At 50.8% G+C, this 17,309-nt stretch carries 19 protein-coding genes; 10 read left to right on the top strand and 9 right to left on the bottom strand.

The genetic code is table 11. The annotated features are described in order from the left end of the window. Positions 1–2: 2 nt before the first annotated feature. The 3 genes from GFC06_RS14115 (at position 3) to GFC06_RS14105 (ending at position 3,861) form a co-directional block, all read left to right on the top strand. A complete protein-coding gene (locus tag GFC06_RS14115) occupies positions 3–581 on the top strand; it encodes a CoA pyrophosphatase (protein ID WP_016153390.1) in 579 nt (192 codons plus the stop codon). Between the two features lie 183 nt (positions 582–764). Next, positions 765–2,129, top strand: a complete 1,365-nt coding sequence (gene sdaA, locus GFC06_RS14110; protein ID WP_016153391.1) for an L-serine ammonia-lyase — start codon at positions 765–767, stop codon at positions 2,127–2,129. 130 nt (positions 2,130–2,259) lie between these two features. Beyond that, positions 2,260–3,861 (top strand): EAL domain-containing protein, encoded by a 1,602-nt coding sequence (locus tag GFC06_RS14105; protein ID WP_153690277.1) that lies wholly within the window; start codon positions 2,260–2,262, stop codon positions 3,859–3,861. A gap of 6 nt (positions 3,862–3,867) precedes the next feature. Here GFC06_RS14105 and yoaE read toward each other — a convergent pair whose 3' ends face one another. Together yoaE and GFC06_RS23550 are read right to left on the bottom strand one after the other, a co-directional pair. Further along, positions 3,868–5,427: a CNNM family cation transport protein YoaE gene (yoaE, locus tag GFC06_RS14100; RefSeq protein WP_016153393.1), complete on the bottom strand. Its 1,560-nt coding sequence runs from the start codon at positions 5,425–5,427 to the stop codon at positions 3,868–3,870. Then, entirely contained in the window at positions 5,415–5,573 is a 159-nt protein-coding gene (locus tag GFC06_RS23550; RefSeq protein WP_407643784.1) for a protein YoaL, read from the bottom strand. Before GFC06_RS23550 ends, yoaE begins: the two co-directional genes overlap by 13 nt. A gap of 313 nt (positions 5,574–5,886) precedes the next feature. Here GFC06_RS23550 and manX point away from each other — a divergent pair, with 313 nt between their 5' ends. The 5 genes from manX to mntP all read left to right on the top strand — a co-directional run bounded on the left by manX (position 5,887) and on the right by mntP (position 10,089). Continuing rightward, a complete protein-coding gene (gene manX / locus GFC06_RS14095; RefSeq protein WP_049282133.1) occupies positions 5,887–6,849 on the top strand; it encodes a PTS mannose transporter subunit IIAB in 963 nt (320 codons plus the stop codon). A gap of 58 nt (positions 6,850–6,907) precedes the next feature. After that, on the top strand, positions 6,908–7,708 hold the full coding sequence (manY, locus tag GFC06_RS14090; protein ID WP_016153395.1) for a PTS mannose transporter subunit IIC: 801 nt from the start codon (positions 6,908–6,910) through the stop codon (positions 7,706–7,708). 12 nt (positions 7,709–7,720) lie between these two features. Further along, positions 7,721–8,572, top strand: coding sequence for a PTS mannose transporter subunit IID (locus tag GFC06_RS14085; RefSeq protein ID WP_016153396.1), 852 nt, complete (start codon positions 7,721–7,723; stop codon positions 8,570–8,572). 60 nt (positions 8,573–8,632) lie between these two features. Then, positions 8,633–9,091 carry a DUF986 family protein gene (locus tag GFC06_RS14080; RefSeq protein ID WP_016153397.1) on the top strand — a complete coding sequence of 153 codons (459 nt, stop codon included), beginning with the start codon at positions 8,633–8,635 and terminating at the stop codon, positions 9,089–9,091. A gap of 431 nt (positions 9,092–9,522) precedes the next feature. Next, entirely contained in the window at positions 9,523–10,089 is a 567-nt protein-coding gene (mntP, locus tag GFC06_RS14075) for a manganese efflux pump MntP (protein WP_016153398.1), read from the top strand. Here mntP and rlmA read toward each other — a convergent pair. The 6 genes from rlmA to mgrB form a co-directional block, all read right to left on the bottom strand. Continuing rightward, positions 10,086–10,895 carry a 23S rRNA (guanine(745)-N(1))-methyltransferase gene (gene rlmA, locus GFC06_RS14070; RefSeq protein ID WP_153690276.1) on the bottom strand — a complete coding sequence of 270 codons (810 nt, stop codon included), beginning with the start codon at positions 10,893–10,895 and terminating at the stop codon, positions 10,086–10,088. The two genes, mntP and rlmA, sit on opposite strands and share 4 nt — an antisense overlap. Before the next feature lie 63 nt (positions 10,896–10,958). Beyond that, positions 10,959–12,704, bottom strand: coding sequence for a peptidoglycan glycosyltransferase FtsI (gene ftsI / locus GFC06_RS14065; RefSeq protein ID WP_016153400.1), 1,746 nt, complete (start codon positions 12,702–12,704; stop codon positions 10,959–10,961). A gap of 219 nt (positions 12,705–12,923) precedes the next feature. After that, complete coding sequence (gene cspE, locus GFC06_RS14060) at positions 12,924–13,133, bottom strand: transcription antiterminator/RNA stability regulator CspE (RefSeq protein WP_001062678.1); 210 nt, start codon at positions 13,131–13,133, stop codon at positions 12,924–12,926. Between the two features lie 12 nt (positions 13,134–13,145). After that, positions 13,146–13,289, bottom strand: coding sequence for a DUF2627 domain-containing protein (locus tag GFC06_RS14055; protein WP_006684179.1), 144 nt, complete (start codon positions 13,287–13,289; stop codon positions 13,146–13,148). A 636-nt stretch (positions 13,290–13,925) separates the two neighbouring features. Continuing rightward, positions 13,926–14,210, bottom strand: a complete 285-nt coding sequence (locus GFC06_RS14050) for a YebO family protein (protein WP_016156797.1) — start codon at positions 14,208–14,210, stop codon at positions 13,926–13,928. 74 nt (positions 14,211–14,284) lie between these two features. Next, positions 14,285–14,428 carry a PhoP/PhoQ regulator MgrB gene (gene mgrB / locus GFC06_RS14045; RefSeq protein WP_016153402.1) on the bottom strand — a complete coding sequence of 48 codons (144 nt, stop codon included), beginning with the start codon at positions 14,426–14,428 and terminating at the stop codon, positions 14,285–14,287. Positions 14,429–14,592: 164 nt separating this feature from the next. On the opposite strand from mgrB, the gene GFC06_RS14040 reads away from it, so the two are divergent. Next, on the top strand, positions 14,593–14,832 hold the full coding sequence (locus tag GFC06_RS14040; protein ID WP_016153403.1) for a YobH family protein: 240 nt from the start codon (positions 14,593–14,595) through the stop codon (positions 14,830–14,832). A gap of 112 nt (positions 14,833–14,944) precedes the next feature. On the opposite strand, the gene kdgR is transcribed toward GFC06_RS14040, so the two are convergent. After that, positions 14,945–15,736 carry a DNA-binding transcriptional regulator KdgR gene (kdgR, locus tag GFC06_RS14035; RefSeq protein WP_016156798.1) on the bottom strand — a complete coding sequence of 264 codons (792 nt, stop codon included), beginning with the start codon at positions 15,734–15,736 and terminating at the stop codon, positions 14,945–14,947. Positions 15,737–15,910: 174 nt separating this feature from the next. Here kdgR and GFC06_RS14030 point away from each other — a divergent pair, with 174 nt between their 5' ends. After that, on the top strand, positions 15,911–17,284 hold the full coding sequence (locus GFC06_RS14030; RefSeq protein ID WP_047500603.1) for an MFS transporter: 1,374 nt from the start codon (positions 15,911–15,913) through the stop codon (positions 17,282–17,284). The last annotated feature ends 25 nt before the right edge of the window (positions 17,285–17,309 follow it).

Genomic DNA, 17,309 nt, shown 5'->3' with positions numbered 1-17,309 from the left:
ACGTGGAATACAGCAGCCTGACGCTTGATGATTTTTTATCGCGCTTTCAACTCCTGCGCCCGCAGGTTAATCATACTGCGTTAAACCAGCGTCAGGCCGCCGTACTGATCCCCGTCGTGCGTCGTGCACAGCCGGGGTTGCTGTTAACTCAGCGATCAGTTCATCTGCGCAAGCATGCCGGACAGGTCGCCTTTCCCGGCGGCGCGGTGGATAGCAGCGATGCCTCGTTAATAGCCGCCGCCCTTCGCGAAGCGCAGGAAGAAGTGGCGATCCCACCATCCTGCGTTGAGGTGATTGGCGTTCTGCCGCCGGTCGACAGTGTGACCGGTTTCCAGGTCACTCCGGTGGTAGGCATTATCCCGCCAAATTTGCCGTATCGCGCAAGTGTTGATGAAGTTTCCGCCGTGTTTGAAATGCCGCTGGCACAAGCCCTGCATTTAGGTCGTTATCATCCGCTGGATATCTACCGTCGCGGCGATTCACATCGTGTATGGCTTTCCTGGTATGAGCAATATTTCGTCTGGGGAATGACCGCCGGAATAATTCGTGAGCTGGCGCTGCAAATTGGCGTCAAGCCCTGACTATACTTATCTTTACGCACACCATAGACAACTTGAAACTCAGGTCACAACATTAGTAAAACCGCGGTTATCTATTAGTTTAATTCATGTGAATAGTTAAGCCGATCGCCGCGTTCCCTCTTACACTATGCGCAGTTATAACATCGTTACTGGAAACCCCAGTCGCCCTGTAGGAGTATTATCGTGATTAGTCTATTCGACATGTTTAAGGTGGGGATTGGTCCCTCATCTTCCCATACCGTAGGGCCTATGAAGGCGGGTAAACAGTTCGTCGATGACCTGGTCGAAAAAGGATTACTGGACAGCGTTACTCGTGTCGCCGTCGACGTGTATGGTTCACTGTCGCTCACGGGTAAAGGTCACCATACCGATATCGCCATTATTATGGGTCTGGCGGGCAATGAGCCTGCTACCGTAGATATTGACAGCATCCCCGGATTTATCCGCGACGTGGAAACGCGTGGACGCCTGCTGCTTGCGCAGGGCCAACACGAAGTGGATTTCCCGCAGAATGACGGAATGCGTTTTCACAACGGCAACCTGCCGCTGCATGAAAACGGAATGCAGATCCACGCGTACAGTGGCGAAACCGTCATTTACAGCAAAACCTACTACTCTATCGGCGGTGGATTCATCGTTGATGAAGAACATTTTGGTCAGGATGCCGCGGGCGAGGTCAGTGTGCCTTATCCGTTCAAATCCGCCACTGAAATGCTGGAATACTGCAACAGCACCGGCCTGTCTCTCTCTGGCATGGCGATGCAGAACGAACTTGCTCTGCACAGTAAAAAAGAGATTGAAGAGTACTTTGGTAACGTCTGGCAAACCATGCAGGCTTGTATCGATCGTGGTATGAACACCGAAGGCGTGCTGCCGGGTCCGCTGCGCGTTCCTCGTCGTGCTTCAGCCCTGCGTCGTATGCTGGTTTCCAGCGATAAGCTGTCCAACGATCCGATGAACGTGATCGACTGGGTGAACATGTTCGCGCTGGCCGTTAACGAAGAAAACGCCGCGGGTGGTCGCGTAGTTACTGCGCCAACCAACGGTGCCTGCGGTATCGTGCCTGCGGTACTGGCCTATTACGATCATTTCATCGAGTCCGTTAGCCCGGATATCTATACCCGTTATTTCCTGGCGGCCGGCGCGATTGGCGCGTTGTATAAAATGAACGCGTCTATCTCTGGTGCAGAAGTGGGTTGTCAGGGTGAAGTGGGCGTAGCCTGTTCCATGGCTGCCGCGGGTCTGGCTGAACTGTTAGGCGCGAGCCCTGAGCAGGTGTGTGTTGCTGCTGAAATCGGCATGGAACATAACCTCGGCTTAACCTGCGATCCGGTGGCGGGACAGGTACAGGTTCCGTGCATCGAACGTAATGCCATTGCGTCAGTGAAGGCGATCAACGCTGCGCGTATGGCAATGCGCCGTACCAGCGCTCCGCGCGTCTCGCTGGATAAAGTCATTGAGACCATGTACGAAACAGGTAAAGACATGAACGCCAAGTACCGTGAAACGTCACGCGGTGGCCTGGCAATCAAAGTTCAATGTGACTAATACTTATTTTTCGCCCATCTGCGACGGATGGGCGAATTTGCCCCCTCTCCCTCGTCTGGCGTAATTTTCCCCACTACACTTGCTCTGTTGCTGTTGGCTACTGTGACCAACGGCTTATCGGGCGGCCCGCATGCAAACAGCGCAAAGGATCATCAAGAACTATCGCCGGAATCGCTTAATCGTCTGCACACTATGTGCACTACTGACGCTCATTCTCACATTAACTGTCCGATTTATTTCGGAGCGTAATTTAAATCATCGCAATACCGTTACCTTTGCCAACCACGCCGTTGAAGAGTTGGATGACGTGCTTTTGCCCCTACAGACCGGACGCGATGTACTGCTACCGCTGATTGGGCTTCCCTGCTCAGTCGCGCGTTTACCTCTGAGTAAGCATGCAGCCAGACTGCAAACGGTACGTTCTATCAACCTGATTCAGAGCGGGGTCCTTTATTGTTCCAGCATTTTTGGCTATCGCAATGTGCCTATTCGCCAACTGGAGCCTGAATTACCCAGTCGGGAGCCGCAATTGCTGCTGTCTACCGACCATTCGTTGATTAAGGGCAGTCCGATCCTGACGCAATGGTATCCAGCATCTGCCGATGGTTCAGATGGCGTGCTGGAAATCGTGAATATTGATTTATTATCGTCCATGTTGCTTGAACCCCAGCCACCGCAAATTACCCATGCCAGCTTAACCGTCGGTAATCGCCATTTGCTATATGGACAGGGTGTTGTCGATACGCTACCTGAACTGGATAATGAAAAACGCTACCAGCTCTCATCGCAACATTTCCCCTTTACTATCAGCGTCACCGGTCCGGGTGCCAGCGAACTGGCTATAAAACATCTACCAACACAACTGCCGCTGGCGGTGATCCTAAGTTTTTTAGTGGGCTACCTGGCATGGCTGGCGACCGCCAGCAGAATGAGCTTCTCCTGGGAGATAAATCTGGCCCTTGCTGCACGGGAATTCGAGCTGTTTTGCCAGCCGCTACTTAATGCGCAAACCCAGCAATGTATGGGAGTGGAAATCCTTTTACGCTGGAATAACCCGCGCCAGGGTTGGATCTCTCCCGAAGTGTTTATTCCCATCGCAGAGGAGCACAACCTGATTGTGCCGCTTACCCGTCATGTCATCGCAGAAACCATTCAGCAACGGCACGTATTCCCGATGAGCAGCCAGTTTCATATTGGGATAAATGTTGCCGCCAGCCATTTTCGTAACGGTACGCTGCTAAAAGATCTCAACCAGTACTGGTTCAGCCAGCACCCTATTCAGCAGTTGGTTATCGAACTCACCGAGCGCGATGCGTTACTGGATGTGGATTATCGGGTCGTGCGCGAGTTAAATCGGCTTGGCGTAAAGCTGGCAATTGACGATTTCGGCACCGGCAACAGCTCGCTCTCCTGGCTGGAAAAGCTTCGCCCGGATGTGCTGAAGATTGATAAATCATTTACCTCGGCAATCGGGACAGACGCCGTGAACTCAACCGTCACAGACATCATTATCGCTTTGGGGAAAAAACTGAATATAGAACTGGTGGCGGAAGGCGTTGAAACACAGGCGCAGGCACAGCATTTGCGCCGACACGGCGTACATTTATTGCAAGGCTTTTTGTATGCAAAGCCGATGCCGCTGCGCGATTTTCCCAAATGGCTGGCGGGCAGCACGCCGCCGCCCGCCCGGCATAACGGGCGACACAGTATGCACGTTATGCCGTTTCGCTAACCCCGCTTACTCGTCTTCGTCGTGAGCGGGTTGTTCTTTAACAATGCGAACTAAATCCACACGATAGTCATTGGCTTCGACAATCGTAATGCTCAACGGTGCAACATCGATAACATCACCTACGCGTGGAATATGGCCGTTAGCGGCAATGACTAAACCTGCCACCGTGGCGATGTCTTCATCTTCATTCACTAACGTATCCACGTCCAGCGCCTGTTGCAACGCATGCAGATCGGTACCACCTTTCACCAACCAACCGCCTGCATCAGCAATAATTTCAGGCGTTTCATCGGCATCCGGGAATTCACCGGCAATAGCTTCTAATACGTCCAACGGCGTGACCAGACCCTGGACTACACCAAACTCGTTAGTGACGATAACAAAGCTGCCGCGGGCGCGTCGCAGAACACCTAACAGATTGATAGGATCCAGCGTTTCCGGGACAATAATAGCCGGAGACGCAGAGGCAATGGCCGCCACATCCACACCGTCTTCCAGCGCGACCAGCAGCTCTTTAGCACGCACAATACCGATGATTTCATCCAGTTCGCCACGACACACCGGGAACAGGCTGTGTGGTGACGAGAGCAATTGCTCGCGAATTTCCTCCACGCTCAGGTCTGCATCAACCCAGCTAATTTCGCCACGAGGCGTCATAATGCCACGTAATGAACGCGACGCCAGAGACAGGACGCCGTTGATCATATAGCGTTCTTCTTCCACAAATGCGCCTTCCGGGACGGGAACCGGCACCGGGTTGTCGGATTCCATCTGCGCGCTGGCCTGACTTTTACCCCCCATCAGACGCAGGATTGCATCGGCAGTGCGCGCACGCAGCGGCAGCGTCGACTGGTGGCGAATAAAGTTCCGACGGGCAATCTGGTTAAACAACTCAATGATGATTGAGAAGCCAATCGCCGCATACAGATAGCCTTTCGGAATATGGAAGCCAAACCCTTCGGCAACCAGGCTCAGACCGATCATTAACAGGAAGCTCAGACACAGCACCACCACCGTCGGATGTTGGTTCACAAATCGTGTCAGCGGCTTAGAAGCCAGCAGCATCACGGCCATGGCAATCACGACCGCCGCCATCATCACCGGCAGATGGTTGACCATACCAACCGCCGTAATAACGGCATCCAGCGAGAACACCGCGTCGAGGATGACAATCTGCGTCACAACAACCCAAAAACTCGCATACCCTTTTGCCTGGCCGGTATCATGTTCACGGTTTTCCAGCCGCTCATGCAGCTCTGTCGTGGCCTTGAACAAGAGGAAAATCCCCCCCAGCAGCATGATCAGATCGCGCCCCGAGAACGAGTAGTCCATTACCGTAAATAGCGGCTTAGTTAGCGTCACCATCCACGAAATCACGGACAACAAGCCCAGGCGCATAACCAGTGCCAGTGACAAACCGATTAAACGCGCTTTATCTCGCTGTTTTGGCGGCAGCTTATCAGCCAGGATCGCAATGAAGACCAGGTTATCAATACCCAGAACAATTTCGAGAACGACAAGCGTGAGCAAACCCACCCAAATCTGCGGGTCCATTAATAATTCCATGACAAGCTCCTGCTTAAGGAATGACCAAACTGCGCGCTGAGGAACTCAGGCGTTGAAGCGATATGCAGAGAAAATTTGTGGCAAAAAGTGCCAATCTGACAGGCTTGATACGGCCTGATAGTGAAATGACGTCGGTGACGATCCATATGGTGAGCTACTGCCCTATACTCCTGAGTAATTAAACCGATGCTAAACATAACAGAGACAACTGTTTTTTAGCAAAGATTTACTTTCCTTTGCAATAAGTTGTTTCGGAGATATTTTACCCTTCGAAATTTCTTTTTATCGGAAGTTAAATTACGGATCTTCATCACATAAAATATTTTTTTCGATATCTAAAATAATTCACGAAAATCATAGGTTTTTCTTTGTAACCCTTATCTGAATCGATTCGATTGCGGACGACGATTCAAATACATCTTCACGTTGATGTGTTAACGATAATAAAGGAGGTAGCAAGTGACCATTGCTATTGTAATAGGCACACATGGTTGGGCTGCAGAGCAGTTACTTAAGACAGCAGAAATGCTGTTAGGCGAGCAGGAAAACGTCGGCTGGATCGATTTCGTTCCAGGCGAAAATGCCGAAACGCTGATTGAAAAGTACAACGCTCAGTTGGCAAAACTCGATACCAGTAAAGGCGTGCTGTTTCTCGTTGACACATGGGGAGGCAGCCCGTTTAACGCTGCGAGCCGCATTGTCGTCGATAAAGAGCATTACGAAGTCATCGCCGGTGTGAACATTCCCATGCTGGTTGAGACCTTCATGGCGCGTGATGACAACCCCAGCTTCGATGAATTAGTGGCACTGGCCGTTGAAACCGGTAGCGAAGGCGTGAAAGCGCTGAAAGCAAAACCGGTGGAGAAAGCCGCTCCAGCCCCAGTCGCGGCGCCAAAAGCAGCAGTTCCCGCCAAACCGATGGGGCCGAACGATTATATGCAGATCGGCCTGGCGCGTATTGATGACCGCTTAATCCATGGTCAGGTAGCAACTCGCTGGACCAAAGAAACCAACGTAACACGCATTATCGTCGTCAGTGATGAAGTTGCCGCCGATACCGTGCGTAAAACGCTGCTGACCCAGGTTGCACCTCCGGGTGTGACGGCGCATGTGGTTGATGTCGCGAAAATGATCCGCGTCTACAACAACCCGAAATATGCAGGTGAGCGTGTGATGCTGTTGTTTACCAACCCGACCGACGTAGAACGTATCGTTGAAGGTGGTGTGAAAATTGCCTCTGTAAACATTGGCGGTATGGCTTTCCGTCAGGGTAAAACGCAGGTAAACAACGCAATTTCTGTCGATGAAAAAGACATCGAAGCCTTCAAGAAACTCAACGAACGCGGTATTGAGCTCGAGGCTCGTAAGGTTTCTACCGATCAGAAACTGAAAATGATGGATTTGATTGCCAAGGTGAAATAACGCCCTGGCATTTACTTAGTTTTCACACTTAAGTCTGTATAGCAATAGGAGAAGTACAATGGAGATTACCACTCTTCAGATTGTGCTGGTGTTCATCGTCGCATGTATCGCGGGTATGGAGTCGGTACTCGATGAATTTCAGTTCCACCGTCCGTTGGTGGCCTGTACGCTGATTGGTGCCGTTCTCGGTGATATGAAAACCGGTATCATCATCGGTGGTACCCTGGAAATGATCGCCCTGGGCTGGATGAACATCGGTGCTGCGGTTGCACCTGATGCCGCATTGGCCTCAATTATCTCTACCGTTCTGGTTATCGCGGGTCACCAAAGCATTGGTGCAGGTATCGCGCTGGCTATCCCACTGGCAGCAGCAGGCCAGGTACTGACCATCATCGTTCGTACTATCACCGTAGCATTCCAGCACGCAGCGGATAAGGCGGCAGAAAACGGTAACCTGACGGCGATCTCCTGGCTGCACGTATCCTCCCTGTTCCTGCAGGCTATGCGTATCGCTATCCCGGCGGTAATCGTGGCGATTTCTGTTGGTACCAGTGAAGTTCAGAGCATGCTTAATGCCATTCCGGAAGTTGTGACCGGCGGTCTGAACATCGCAGGGGGTATGATCGTTGTGGTTGGTTATGCGATGGTCATCAACATGATGCGCGCAGGCTACCTGATGCCATTCTTCTACCTCGGCTTCGTCACCGCGGCATTTACTAACTTCAACCTGGTTGCTCTGGGTGTGATTGGCGCAGTAATGGCTATCCTCTACATTCAGCTGAGCCCGAAATATAACCGCGTAGCCGGTGCACCTGCTGCTGCGGCTGGCAATAATGATCTCGATAACGAACTGGACTAGCAGGTGAGCGAAATGGTTGATATGACTAAAACTACCACCGAGAAAAAACTCACTCCGAGTGACATTCGTGGCGTGTTCCTTCGTTCTAACCTGTTTCAGGGTTCCTGGAACTTCGAACGTATGCAGGCGCTGGGTTTCTGTTTCTCCATGGTGCCGGCTATCCGCCGCTTGTACCCGGAAAACAACGACGCTCGTAAGCAGGCTATTAAGCGTCACCTGGAATTCTTTAATACCCATCCGTACGTAGCGGCCCCCGTATTGGGCGTTACGCTGGCGATGGAAGAGCAGCGTGCAAACGGCGCAGAGATTGACGATGGTGCCATCAACGGTATCAAAGTTGGTCTGATGGGACCGCTTGCAGGCGTGGGCGACCCGATCTTCTGGGGTACCGTACGTCCGGTATTCGCCGCACTTGGCGCAGGTATCGCGATGAGCGGCAGTCTGCTTGGACCACTGCTGTTCTTCATCCTGTTTAACCTGGTTCGCCTGGCAACCCGTTACTACGGTGTGGCATACGGCTACCGTAAAGGTATCGATATCGTTAAAGATATGGGCGGCGGCTTCCTGCAGAAACTGACTGAGGGGGCGTCAATCCTCGGCCTGTTTGTCATGGGGGCATTGGTTAATAAGTGGACGCACGTAAACATCCCGTTGGTGGTTTCCACCATCACCGGTCAGGATGGTCAGACTCGCGTCACCACCGTGCAGACTATCCTTGACCAGCTGATGCCGGGTCTGGTTCCTCTGCTGTTGACTTTCGCCTGTATGTGGCTGCTGCGTAAAAAAGTGAACCCGCTGTGGATCATCGTTGGCTTCTTCGTCATCGGTATCGCGGGCTACGCTGTCGGACTGCTCGGCCTGTAAGACTGTTGTACACCGCCGGGGGCTTGCCCCCGGTTTTTCTATTTAGAGGGTTGAGGATTCATGACTATCACGGACCTGGTGCTGGTTCTTTTTATCTTTTCGCTGCTGGCGTATGCCATTTACGATCAGTTCATCATGCCCCGCCGTAATGGCCCTACTCTGCTGTCTGTCGCCCTGCTTCCTCGTAGCAGAGTCGACAGCGTTATCTTCCTTGGCTTGATTGCTATTCTTATCTACAACAACATCACCAGCCACGGCGCGCAATTTACCACATGGTTATTATGTGCACTGGTATTGATGGGACTGTATCTGTTTTGGATCCGTACGCCAAAAATCATCTTCAAACAGAAAGGCTTTTTTTTCGCCAATGTCTGGATTGAATATAACCGGATTAAAGAGATGAATTTATCTGAAGACGGTGTCCTGGTGATGCAATTAGAACATCGAAGATTACTGATTCGCGTACGTAATATAGACGATCTCGAAAACATATATAAACTTTTAATTTCAAATCAGTAAGTTACAAATATAGCCTGAACTATGTTTTTTATATATCCATTCAAAAATAAACATAGCTAAGGCTATATCCCACTGCTCATAATGTTATTTATTTTAACGTTTTATTTATAAATAAATCTAAATGAAAATCGTTTTCAATTAGAGGCCAAATATTATTTCTGCGTTTCTTGTTTTATATTCTCAAAATATGTTAAGGTTGCGCCCGTCGTTGGGGAGTAGCCGATTTCCAGACTCCGGAAATGTACGTGTCAACATACTCGTTGAAAAACGTGGCGCGTACGGACTGATCTTACAGGTTCAGTCAGGCGAGACCATAGGCACATCAACTGCAATGCATACCTGAATGGCGCTGTATTTAGTGATTCCAGCCTGTATGCATGGTTACTGGGGGCAGTGATGTGTGTTATGGATACCCCGGTCAGGACGCTGTTATGAATCTCACCGCTACTGTTCTTCTTGCTTTCGGCATGTCGATGGATGCTTTCGCTGCATCAATTGGCAAAGGCGCCACCCTGCATAAGCCCAAATTTTCTGAAGCACTGCGCACCGGCCTTATTTTCGGCGCCGTTGAAACGCTTACGCCGCTCATTGGCTGGGGCATGGGTATGCTCGCCAGCAAATTTGTACTGGAGTGGAACCATTGGATCGCCTTCATTCTGCTGATCTTTTTAGGCGGACGAATGATAATAGAAGGCTTTCGTGACGACGGGGATGAAGATGAAGAGCCACAGCGCCGCCATGGCTTCTGGCTGCTGGTCACCACCGCCATTGCAACCAGTCTCGACGCAATGGCCGTCGGGGTGGGTCTGGCTTTCCTGCAGGTCAACATTATTGCCACAGCGCTGGCCATCGGCTGCGCCACGTTGATTATGTCCACGCTCGGCATGATGATCGGTCGTTTCATTGGCCCGATGCTGGGCAAGCGAGCTGAAATTTTGGGCGGGGTGGTACTGATAGGTATTGGCGCCCAGATCCTCTGGGCACACTTCCACGGTTAATTCAGGCGCTGCCAGATATGAATACTAAAGTCTGTCTGGCAGTCAAACGTCGTTTTTCCGGCTAACGTTTCCCACACTTCCGGCTTTGCCCGCCAGGCGAACGGCGTCATTTGCAGTAACGCAACGGCCTCGCTACCTTTGAGCTGCATCTGATACCCCAGCGCAAGACTCTCTTGCAGAACAAAACCGTCCAGTTGCTCAGTGTGTGGCGCATGCAAACGCACCTCATCATAAATCAGCCCTTTCAGCTCCATTAAATGACGCGGACCCGGCGTGGCGGTAATAACCCAGCCCCCCGGTTTGACCACGCGAGCCAGCTCCGGCGCTTTACAGGGCGCATAGATCCGGATGATGGCATCCATTGACTCGTCGGCAAACGGCAGGCGATGACTGGAGGCAACGCAAAAGGTCACCTGCGGATAACGTCGGGCTGCGGCCTTAATCGCCACTTTAGAAACGTCAAGACCAAAGGTTGTACAGCCCGTCAGCGCATCGGCAAACGCATGGGTGTAATACCCTTCCCCACAGCCAATATCCAGGATCGCCGCATCTTCTGAACTCAACCTCTGGGTGAGCGCATCCACAATTGCATCGCGCAGCGGCTGATAGTGTCCGGCATCGAGAAATACCCGGCGCGCCTGCATCATCTCCGCGCTATCACCCGGATCGCGCGACCGTTTGTGCTGAACCGGCAGTAAGTTGACATACCCTTCTTTCGCCACGTCAAACTGGTGCCGCTCAGGGCAGACAAAACTGTTATTCGCTTGAGTAAGAGGCTGGTGGCAAAGAGGACAGGAAAACGACATGACAACTCCGGCAGGTGACTTAAGGGCGCAAGTGTAACGCGAATTGCGCCCTGGGAAAATAACTTACAGCGACGGCGAGGATACGTTGCTGCCGTGCATTACCAGAAGATGATCGGAGCCGGGAGGCATACCGTCCGGCTTTACGTTTTCCAGACGCAGGACATCGCCCATTATCTGGCTGAATACCGGCGCGGAGACTGCCCCCCCATAATAAGCACCGTTTTGCGGGTTATTTATAACCACAACCAGCGCGAACTTTGGGTCGCTTGCTGGTGCAACGCCCGCCGTATAGGCCACATATTTATCGACATATTTGCCGTCATCGCCAATTTTCTTTGCCGTTCCGGTCTTAACCGCGACGCGATAATCTCTGACCGCGGCCTTGGTTCCCCCGCCGCCGGGTAGCGCGACGCTTTCCATCATATGTTCAACCTGGTGAACCAGCGCCTCCGGCATCACCCGCGTACCTATTACCGGCGGATCGATACGTGTAATAGAAAGGGGTCGATAGATACCAAAACTGCCGATGGTGGCATAGACATGCGCCAACTGGAGCGGCGTCACCATTAATCCATAACCAAATGCGAAGGTTGCCCGGTCCAGATCGCTCCAGTAGCGGCGTTGAGGCATTAATCCGCGACTTTCCCCGGTTAAACCCAGTCCGGTTGGATCGCCAAAGCCAAAGCTTTTATAGGTATTCAGTAATTTCTGTACCGGCATCGCCAGCGAAAGGTGTGACACGCCGGTATCGCTCGATTTCTGCAAAATCCCGGTCAGCGATAGCTCCGGGTAAAATCCGACGTCGCGGATGCGATGCCCATCAACAATAAAAGGATGAGTATCAATCACGCTGTCAGGCTGTACTATCCCCTGCTGCAGAGCGGTCATAATCACCAGGGGTTTTACGGTTGAACCGGGTTCAAAGGTATCGCTAATTGCACGATTACGAAAATCATCCAGTACCGCGCCATCACGGTTATTGGGATTGAAATCGGGAAAGCTTGCCATGGAGAGTATTTCGCCGGTGGCAATGTTGACCAGCACTGCGGCCCCTGATTCCGCTTTATTCCATGTCACGGCATTGTCCAGCGCGTCTTCAGTAACCGTCTGCAAACGCTCATCAATGCTGAGCTGTAATTCATGCGCCGGCACCGGCATCACTTCCGTGATATTTTCGATGACATGGCCAAATTTGTCTTTCCTTACCAGGCGGGAGCCAGGTTTGCCCATCAACTGGCTATTGAAGCTTTTCTCCAGCCCTTCAATCCCCTGACCGTCAATGTTGGTGAAACCAATCAGATTGGCTGCAACATGTCCGGCGGGATAAAAGCGGCGCGACTCTTCACGCAGGTTGATTCCCGGCAGATCCAGTTTATCCACCCATTCTGCCTGCTGAGGAGAGATCTGGCGCGCCAGATAGATAAACCGCCCGGCGGGATTGCTGTTAACGCGTTCAGCCAGCGTGCTGAGCGAAATATGCAGCGTCTTCGCTAACGCCTGCCAACGTTCGTTATAGCCAACGCCACCCTTGCTGATAATCGTCTTCGGATCGGCCCAGACGGCGTTAACCGGAACGCTTACCGCCAGCGGTCGCCCTTCTCTGTCGGTTATCATTCCGCGTGGCGAAGCGATGGACACCTCGCGTAAGGAACGCATGTCTTCCTGTTTTACCAGATTCGTCGGCGTGACAATTTGCAACCACGCAACCCGCCCCAGCAGCAATCCAAGGCTCAATAATATTGCCACGCAAAGCAGGGCAAAACGTACGGGAGTAAAATTGCGCGCATCGCCGTCGTTTTTCTTTTTCACCCGATCTCCAACAAGATAGTTTTTCAGGTGTCTGATTTAACGGGAAATGCCGCAAGAAAGCGGGGAAAACTATGCTACGAACCTCACGCCTTTGCAACAAAGCGCTAATGGATGGGCATTCAGTAATATTTTGACGTAATTTGAATTAAAAAGCCCCGCATAAGCGAGGCTTTATATCTGAGATGGATGCGCAAAAGCGCTTCAAATCAGTGGTGTCGATCAGATAGCTGTTACGTTAACAGCAGCCGGACCTTTCTGGCCGTCCTGAATTTCGAACTCAACGTTCTGGCCTTCAGCCAGAGTTTTGAAGCCGTTACCCTGGATAGCGGAGAAGTGTACGAACACGTCTTTGCTGCCATCAGCCGGAGTAATGAAACCAAAACCTTTAGACTCGTTGAACCACTTAACTTGACCTTTAATCTTTGCCATTTGCAAAATTCCTTAGAGTATTTTCTTCGCCCGCGGGCATAACATAGATAAAACTGAGACATTACTGCTTGAGGCACTAATATAAGGTTCGGCAGAGAAGCGGTATTCAACGTCAACGTGTTTACTCAGGACTTCTTTACTGAAAATGCCACACATAAACAGAACTGTACCTCGTTTAACCCAAAACGTGTTATCACATACAACGTTAATAATGGCAAGCCATTTTTAAACGTGTCTCGATCGGTCGCACAAATCCCGTCGTCCATCAAACAGCAACTGCACAGTTATGCGCCAGATCGAGTAGAATTATATTCTCGCCTCTCTCCCCTATCCCCGCCTGACTTGCGCCATAGCCGGGATATTTCTACCATAGCTCAATAGCTTCAGTTGTTCCAGGTTATCTGTTACGGGTTCTGCCAGATATCATTTTTTATGCTTAGTAATGCATAAAATGTCACAAGCGTAAAAATGAGATCCGCCTTCTGGTTTTGCACCAAAATAATGAAAGAATGATGACAAGGCACAAAAAAAGTAAGAGAAACGTTTCGCTGTTAATAAAACGATCGTTATCACAAAAATGACATAATCATATTTTTTACGTATGGAAGATTATATTTATATCAGACTGGGGATAAGATATTAATTAGTCGGAGCATCTGAAAATACTGAGAATAGATGACTGCCCGGCCGCCAATTACACGACGGGGACAGAAGAAAATAATCTGACGCGCTGACGACAGGATGAAGCAACTGAGAACAACAACAGCCGTTCCTCATCCTGCCATACCTTTTTTACCGCTCAGCTACCAGGCGGATGATGTCATCGTCTTCATCCTTAATGGGCAGTGCAGTAGGCTCTGCTGCTTTCTCGGGTTCGTTAGCTTCGCAAAGGCGACGTAACAAAGCGTTCTGTCTTTTTTGCTGATCTAACAATGCCTCAAGCAGCTCAATCTGCTCGTTAGTACGCGAACTTGCCCGATTGATAAAAAACCAAAGAACAAGCCCAACAATCAGAACCACCACCGATACCGCTAAAGACGCAAAACTCAACGCGCCAGAATTCAAAACTTCGTTCATTTTACCACCTCAATGTAGACAGTGTAGTTTACCACTGCCGCACAAGAAGGTAATCAACTGTTGCGAAAATGCGCTTACCAGGGAATAAATTTATTGAAGGCACAAATACCGCTGAAAAATTGTACGTCCTGATCGCACATGATGTTGAACACCTGCGCCCACATCAGTATGCATACCAGTACAACAACAATCAGCACTACCCAGCGAATTTTTTTCACTCCAGCTCCACTCTTCAACTCCACATCTTATGTCTATAAATTACCATGCGTTACCTAAACCCAGCGTTAACTGTATAGGCATTCAATCTTTTTAGGAATGATTGACTTGTTTCATACCGTGTACAGGCTAATCTAATAACAATGAGAAAAGATAAGAGGTTGTAATGCGTCTGATTATCCGCGCTATTGTGTTGTTAGCTCTGGTTTGGATCGGTTTATTATTGAGCGGCTATGGAATTTTGATTGGAAGTAAGGAGAATGCTGCCGGTCTGGGTCTGCAATGCCAATATCTGACTGCCCGTGGAACCAGCACGGCACAGTACGTCCACACCAGTAGCGGTATCATTGGCCTATCGGATTGTCCCTTGTTAAGGAAAAGCACGGTCATTATCGATAACGGCTAATAATGCAACATTACATACGATACGTTATTTACGCCAGGTAAGGTTATGACTGTTCATAAAAAACCCCAGGTACAAAATACCTGGGGTTTTTAACATTCGCGATTACGTCAGATTAGAACGGATAGTCGTTATAACCCATTTGTTCTGAAATCTTGCGCGCTGCCGTATGCAGCATTGCCACATACTCGTGTAAACGCTCTTCTGAGAAACGCAGCGTTGGGAATGAAATACTCAACCCCGCAATAACCACGCCGAAACGGTCAAACACCGGTACGCCGATGCAGCGCAGGCCTTCTTCCTGTTCTTCGTTATCTTCGCCGTAACCCTGCTCACGTACTTTATCCAGCAGTAGCAGTAATTCATCAGTATTCGTAATGGTACGATCGGTGCTGCGTTTGTACTCAATGCCATCCAGAATCTGCTTCACTTCATCGCGGTCACGCCATGCCAGCAGAACTTTACCGATAGCCGTACTGTACAGCGGATTACGACGACCAACGCGGGAATACATGCGCAGATTGTACATAGAGTCGATTTTGTGAATGTAGACAATGCTGTCTTCATCCAACGCACCGAGGTGTACAGTCTCTTTAGTCAGGCGCGAAAGTTCGCGCATCTGAATGTCAGCGCTACGGATAAGATCGACGTTTTGCAACGCGCGCGCGCCCAGCTCGAATAATTTCAGGGTCAGTGAGTATTTCTCAGACTCCCCTTCCTGTGCCACATAACCCAGCGTTTTCATGGTCTGCAAAAAGCGATAAACGGTGCTTTTCGACATCATGACGCGTTGCGACAACTCGGTAATACCAATTTCGCGCTCTTCACCCAGCGCCTGCAGAATGCCAAAAACTTTCAGCACGGAAGATACAGAATCGGGTTGCTTATCCAGATCTGCGATTGCCATTTATCACCCCTTTCGAGTGTTTTATAAAAATCAGAACCGGTTTTTATTATAATTTCACGTACCAACCCTCGCAATCGCTCTTTGCTCACTTAGTTACAAATCTGCGACCTAACACCTGAATATCAATGCTAAAATTATTACTCTCATCATAAATTCCACAAATATCGACTTTCTATGGAAAAAATTCAGGCCGATGGTCTGCCATTGCCCCAGCGATATGGCGCAATTTTAACCATTGTTATTGGCATTTCTATGGCAGTACTCGACGGTGCAATAGCGAACGTGGCCCTGCCAACTATCGCCGCCGATCTTCAGGCCTCACCTGCCAGCTCAATCTGGATTGTGAACGCCTATCAAATCGCGATCGTCGTTTCGCTCCTGTCCCTCTCTTTTTTAGGCGATATGTTCGGTTACCGGCGCATTTATAAGTGTGGCCTGGTCGTGTTCCTGCTTGCATCGCTATTTTGTGCCTTGTCAGATTCGTTGCACATGCTGACGCTGGCTCGCGTCGCCCAGGGTTTTGGCGGTGCGGCGCTAATGAGCGTGAATACGGCATTGATCCGACTTATTTATCCCCAGCGTCAGCTCGGGCGAGGGATGGGGATTAACTCCTTTATCGTCGCAGTCTCCTCGGCTGCGGGTCCGACCATTGCCGCAGCAATTCTTTCTATTGCCTCCTGGAAATGGCTGTTTCTGATTAACGTCCCGCTGGGAATAGTCGCCCTGTTGCTGGCGATGCGTTTTCTGCCACCCAATGCGTCCCGCGGCACTAAACCACGCTTTGACCTGCCCAGTGCGGTAATGAATGCCTTAACGTTTGGCTTGTTAATTACGGCGCTCAGCGGCTTTGCACAAGGACAGTCGCTAAAACTGATTGGTGCCGAGCTTGTGGCGCTTATGGTGGTGGGTTTTTTCTTTATCCGACGCCAGCTCGCGCTGGAGGTGCCGTTACTGCCGGTTGACCTGTTACGCATTCCACTGTTTTCACTCTCGATTTGTACCTCGATATGTTCATTCTGCGCACAAATGCTGGCATTGGTTTCCCTGCCCTTCTTTATGCAAACGGTGCTCGGACGCAGCGAGGTCGAAACAGGCCTGCTGTTGACGCCATGGCCGCTGGCAACCATGGTGATGGCGCCGCTGGCGGGATATCTGATTGAACGCGTTCACGCCGGGCTGTTGGGCGCACTGGGCATGGCGTTGATGGCCAGCGGGTTGTTTTCGCTGGTGCTGCTGCCCGTTTCCCCCTCCGATTTTAATATCATCTGGCCGATGATTCTGTGCGGCGCAGGCTTTGGCTTGTTCCAGTCCCCAAATAATCACACCATCATCACCTCCGCGCCGCGTGAACGCAGCGGTGGGGCAAGCGGTATGCTGGGGACGGCGCGCTTACTGGGTCAGAGTACCGGGGCTGCACTGGTCGCGCTGATGCTAAACCAGTTTGGCGACAGTGGAACGCACGTCTCGCTGATAGCCGCAGGCATTCTGGCCTCGCTGGCAGCAATTGTGAGTGGTTTACGTATTACGCAACCGCGAGTTCAGGCATAAAAAAAACGGGAACCTCTCGGCTCCC

This window comes from Citrobacter braakii (assembly GCF_009648935.1).
Classification (GTDB): domain Bacteria; phylum Pseudomonadota; class Gammaproteobacteria; order Enterobacterales; family Enterobacteriaceae; genus Citrobacter; species Citrobacter braakii.
The sequence above is the reverse complement of the archived record's forward strand: the minus strand, read 5'-3'. Positions and strand labels throughout refer to the sequence as shown.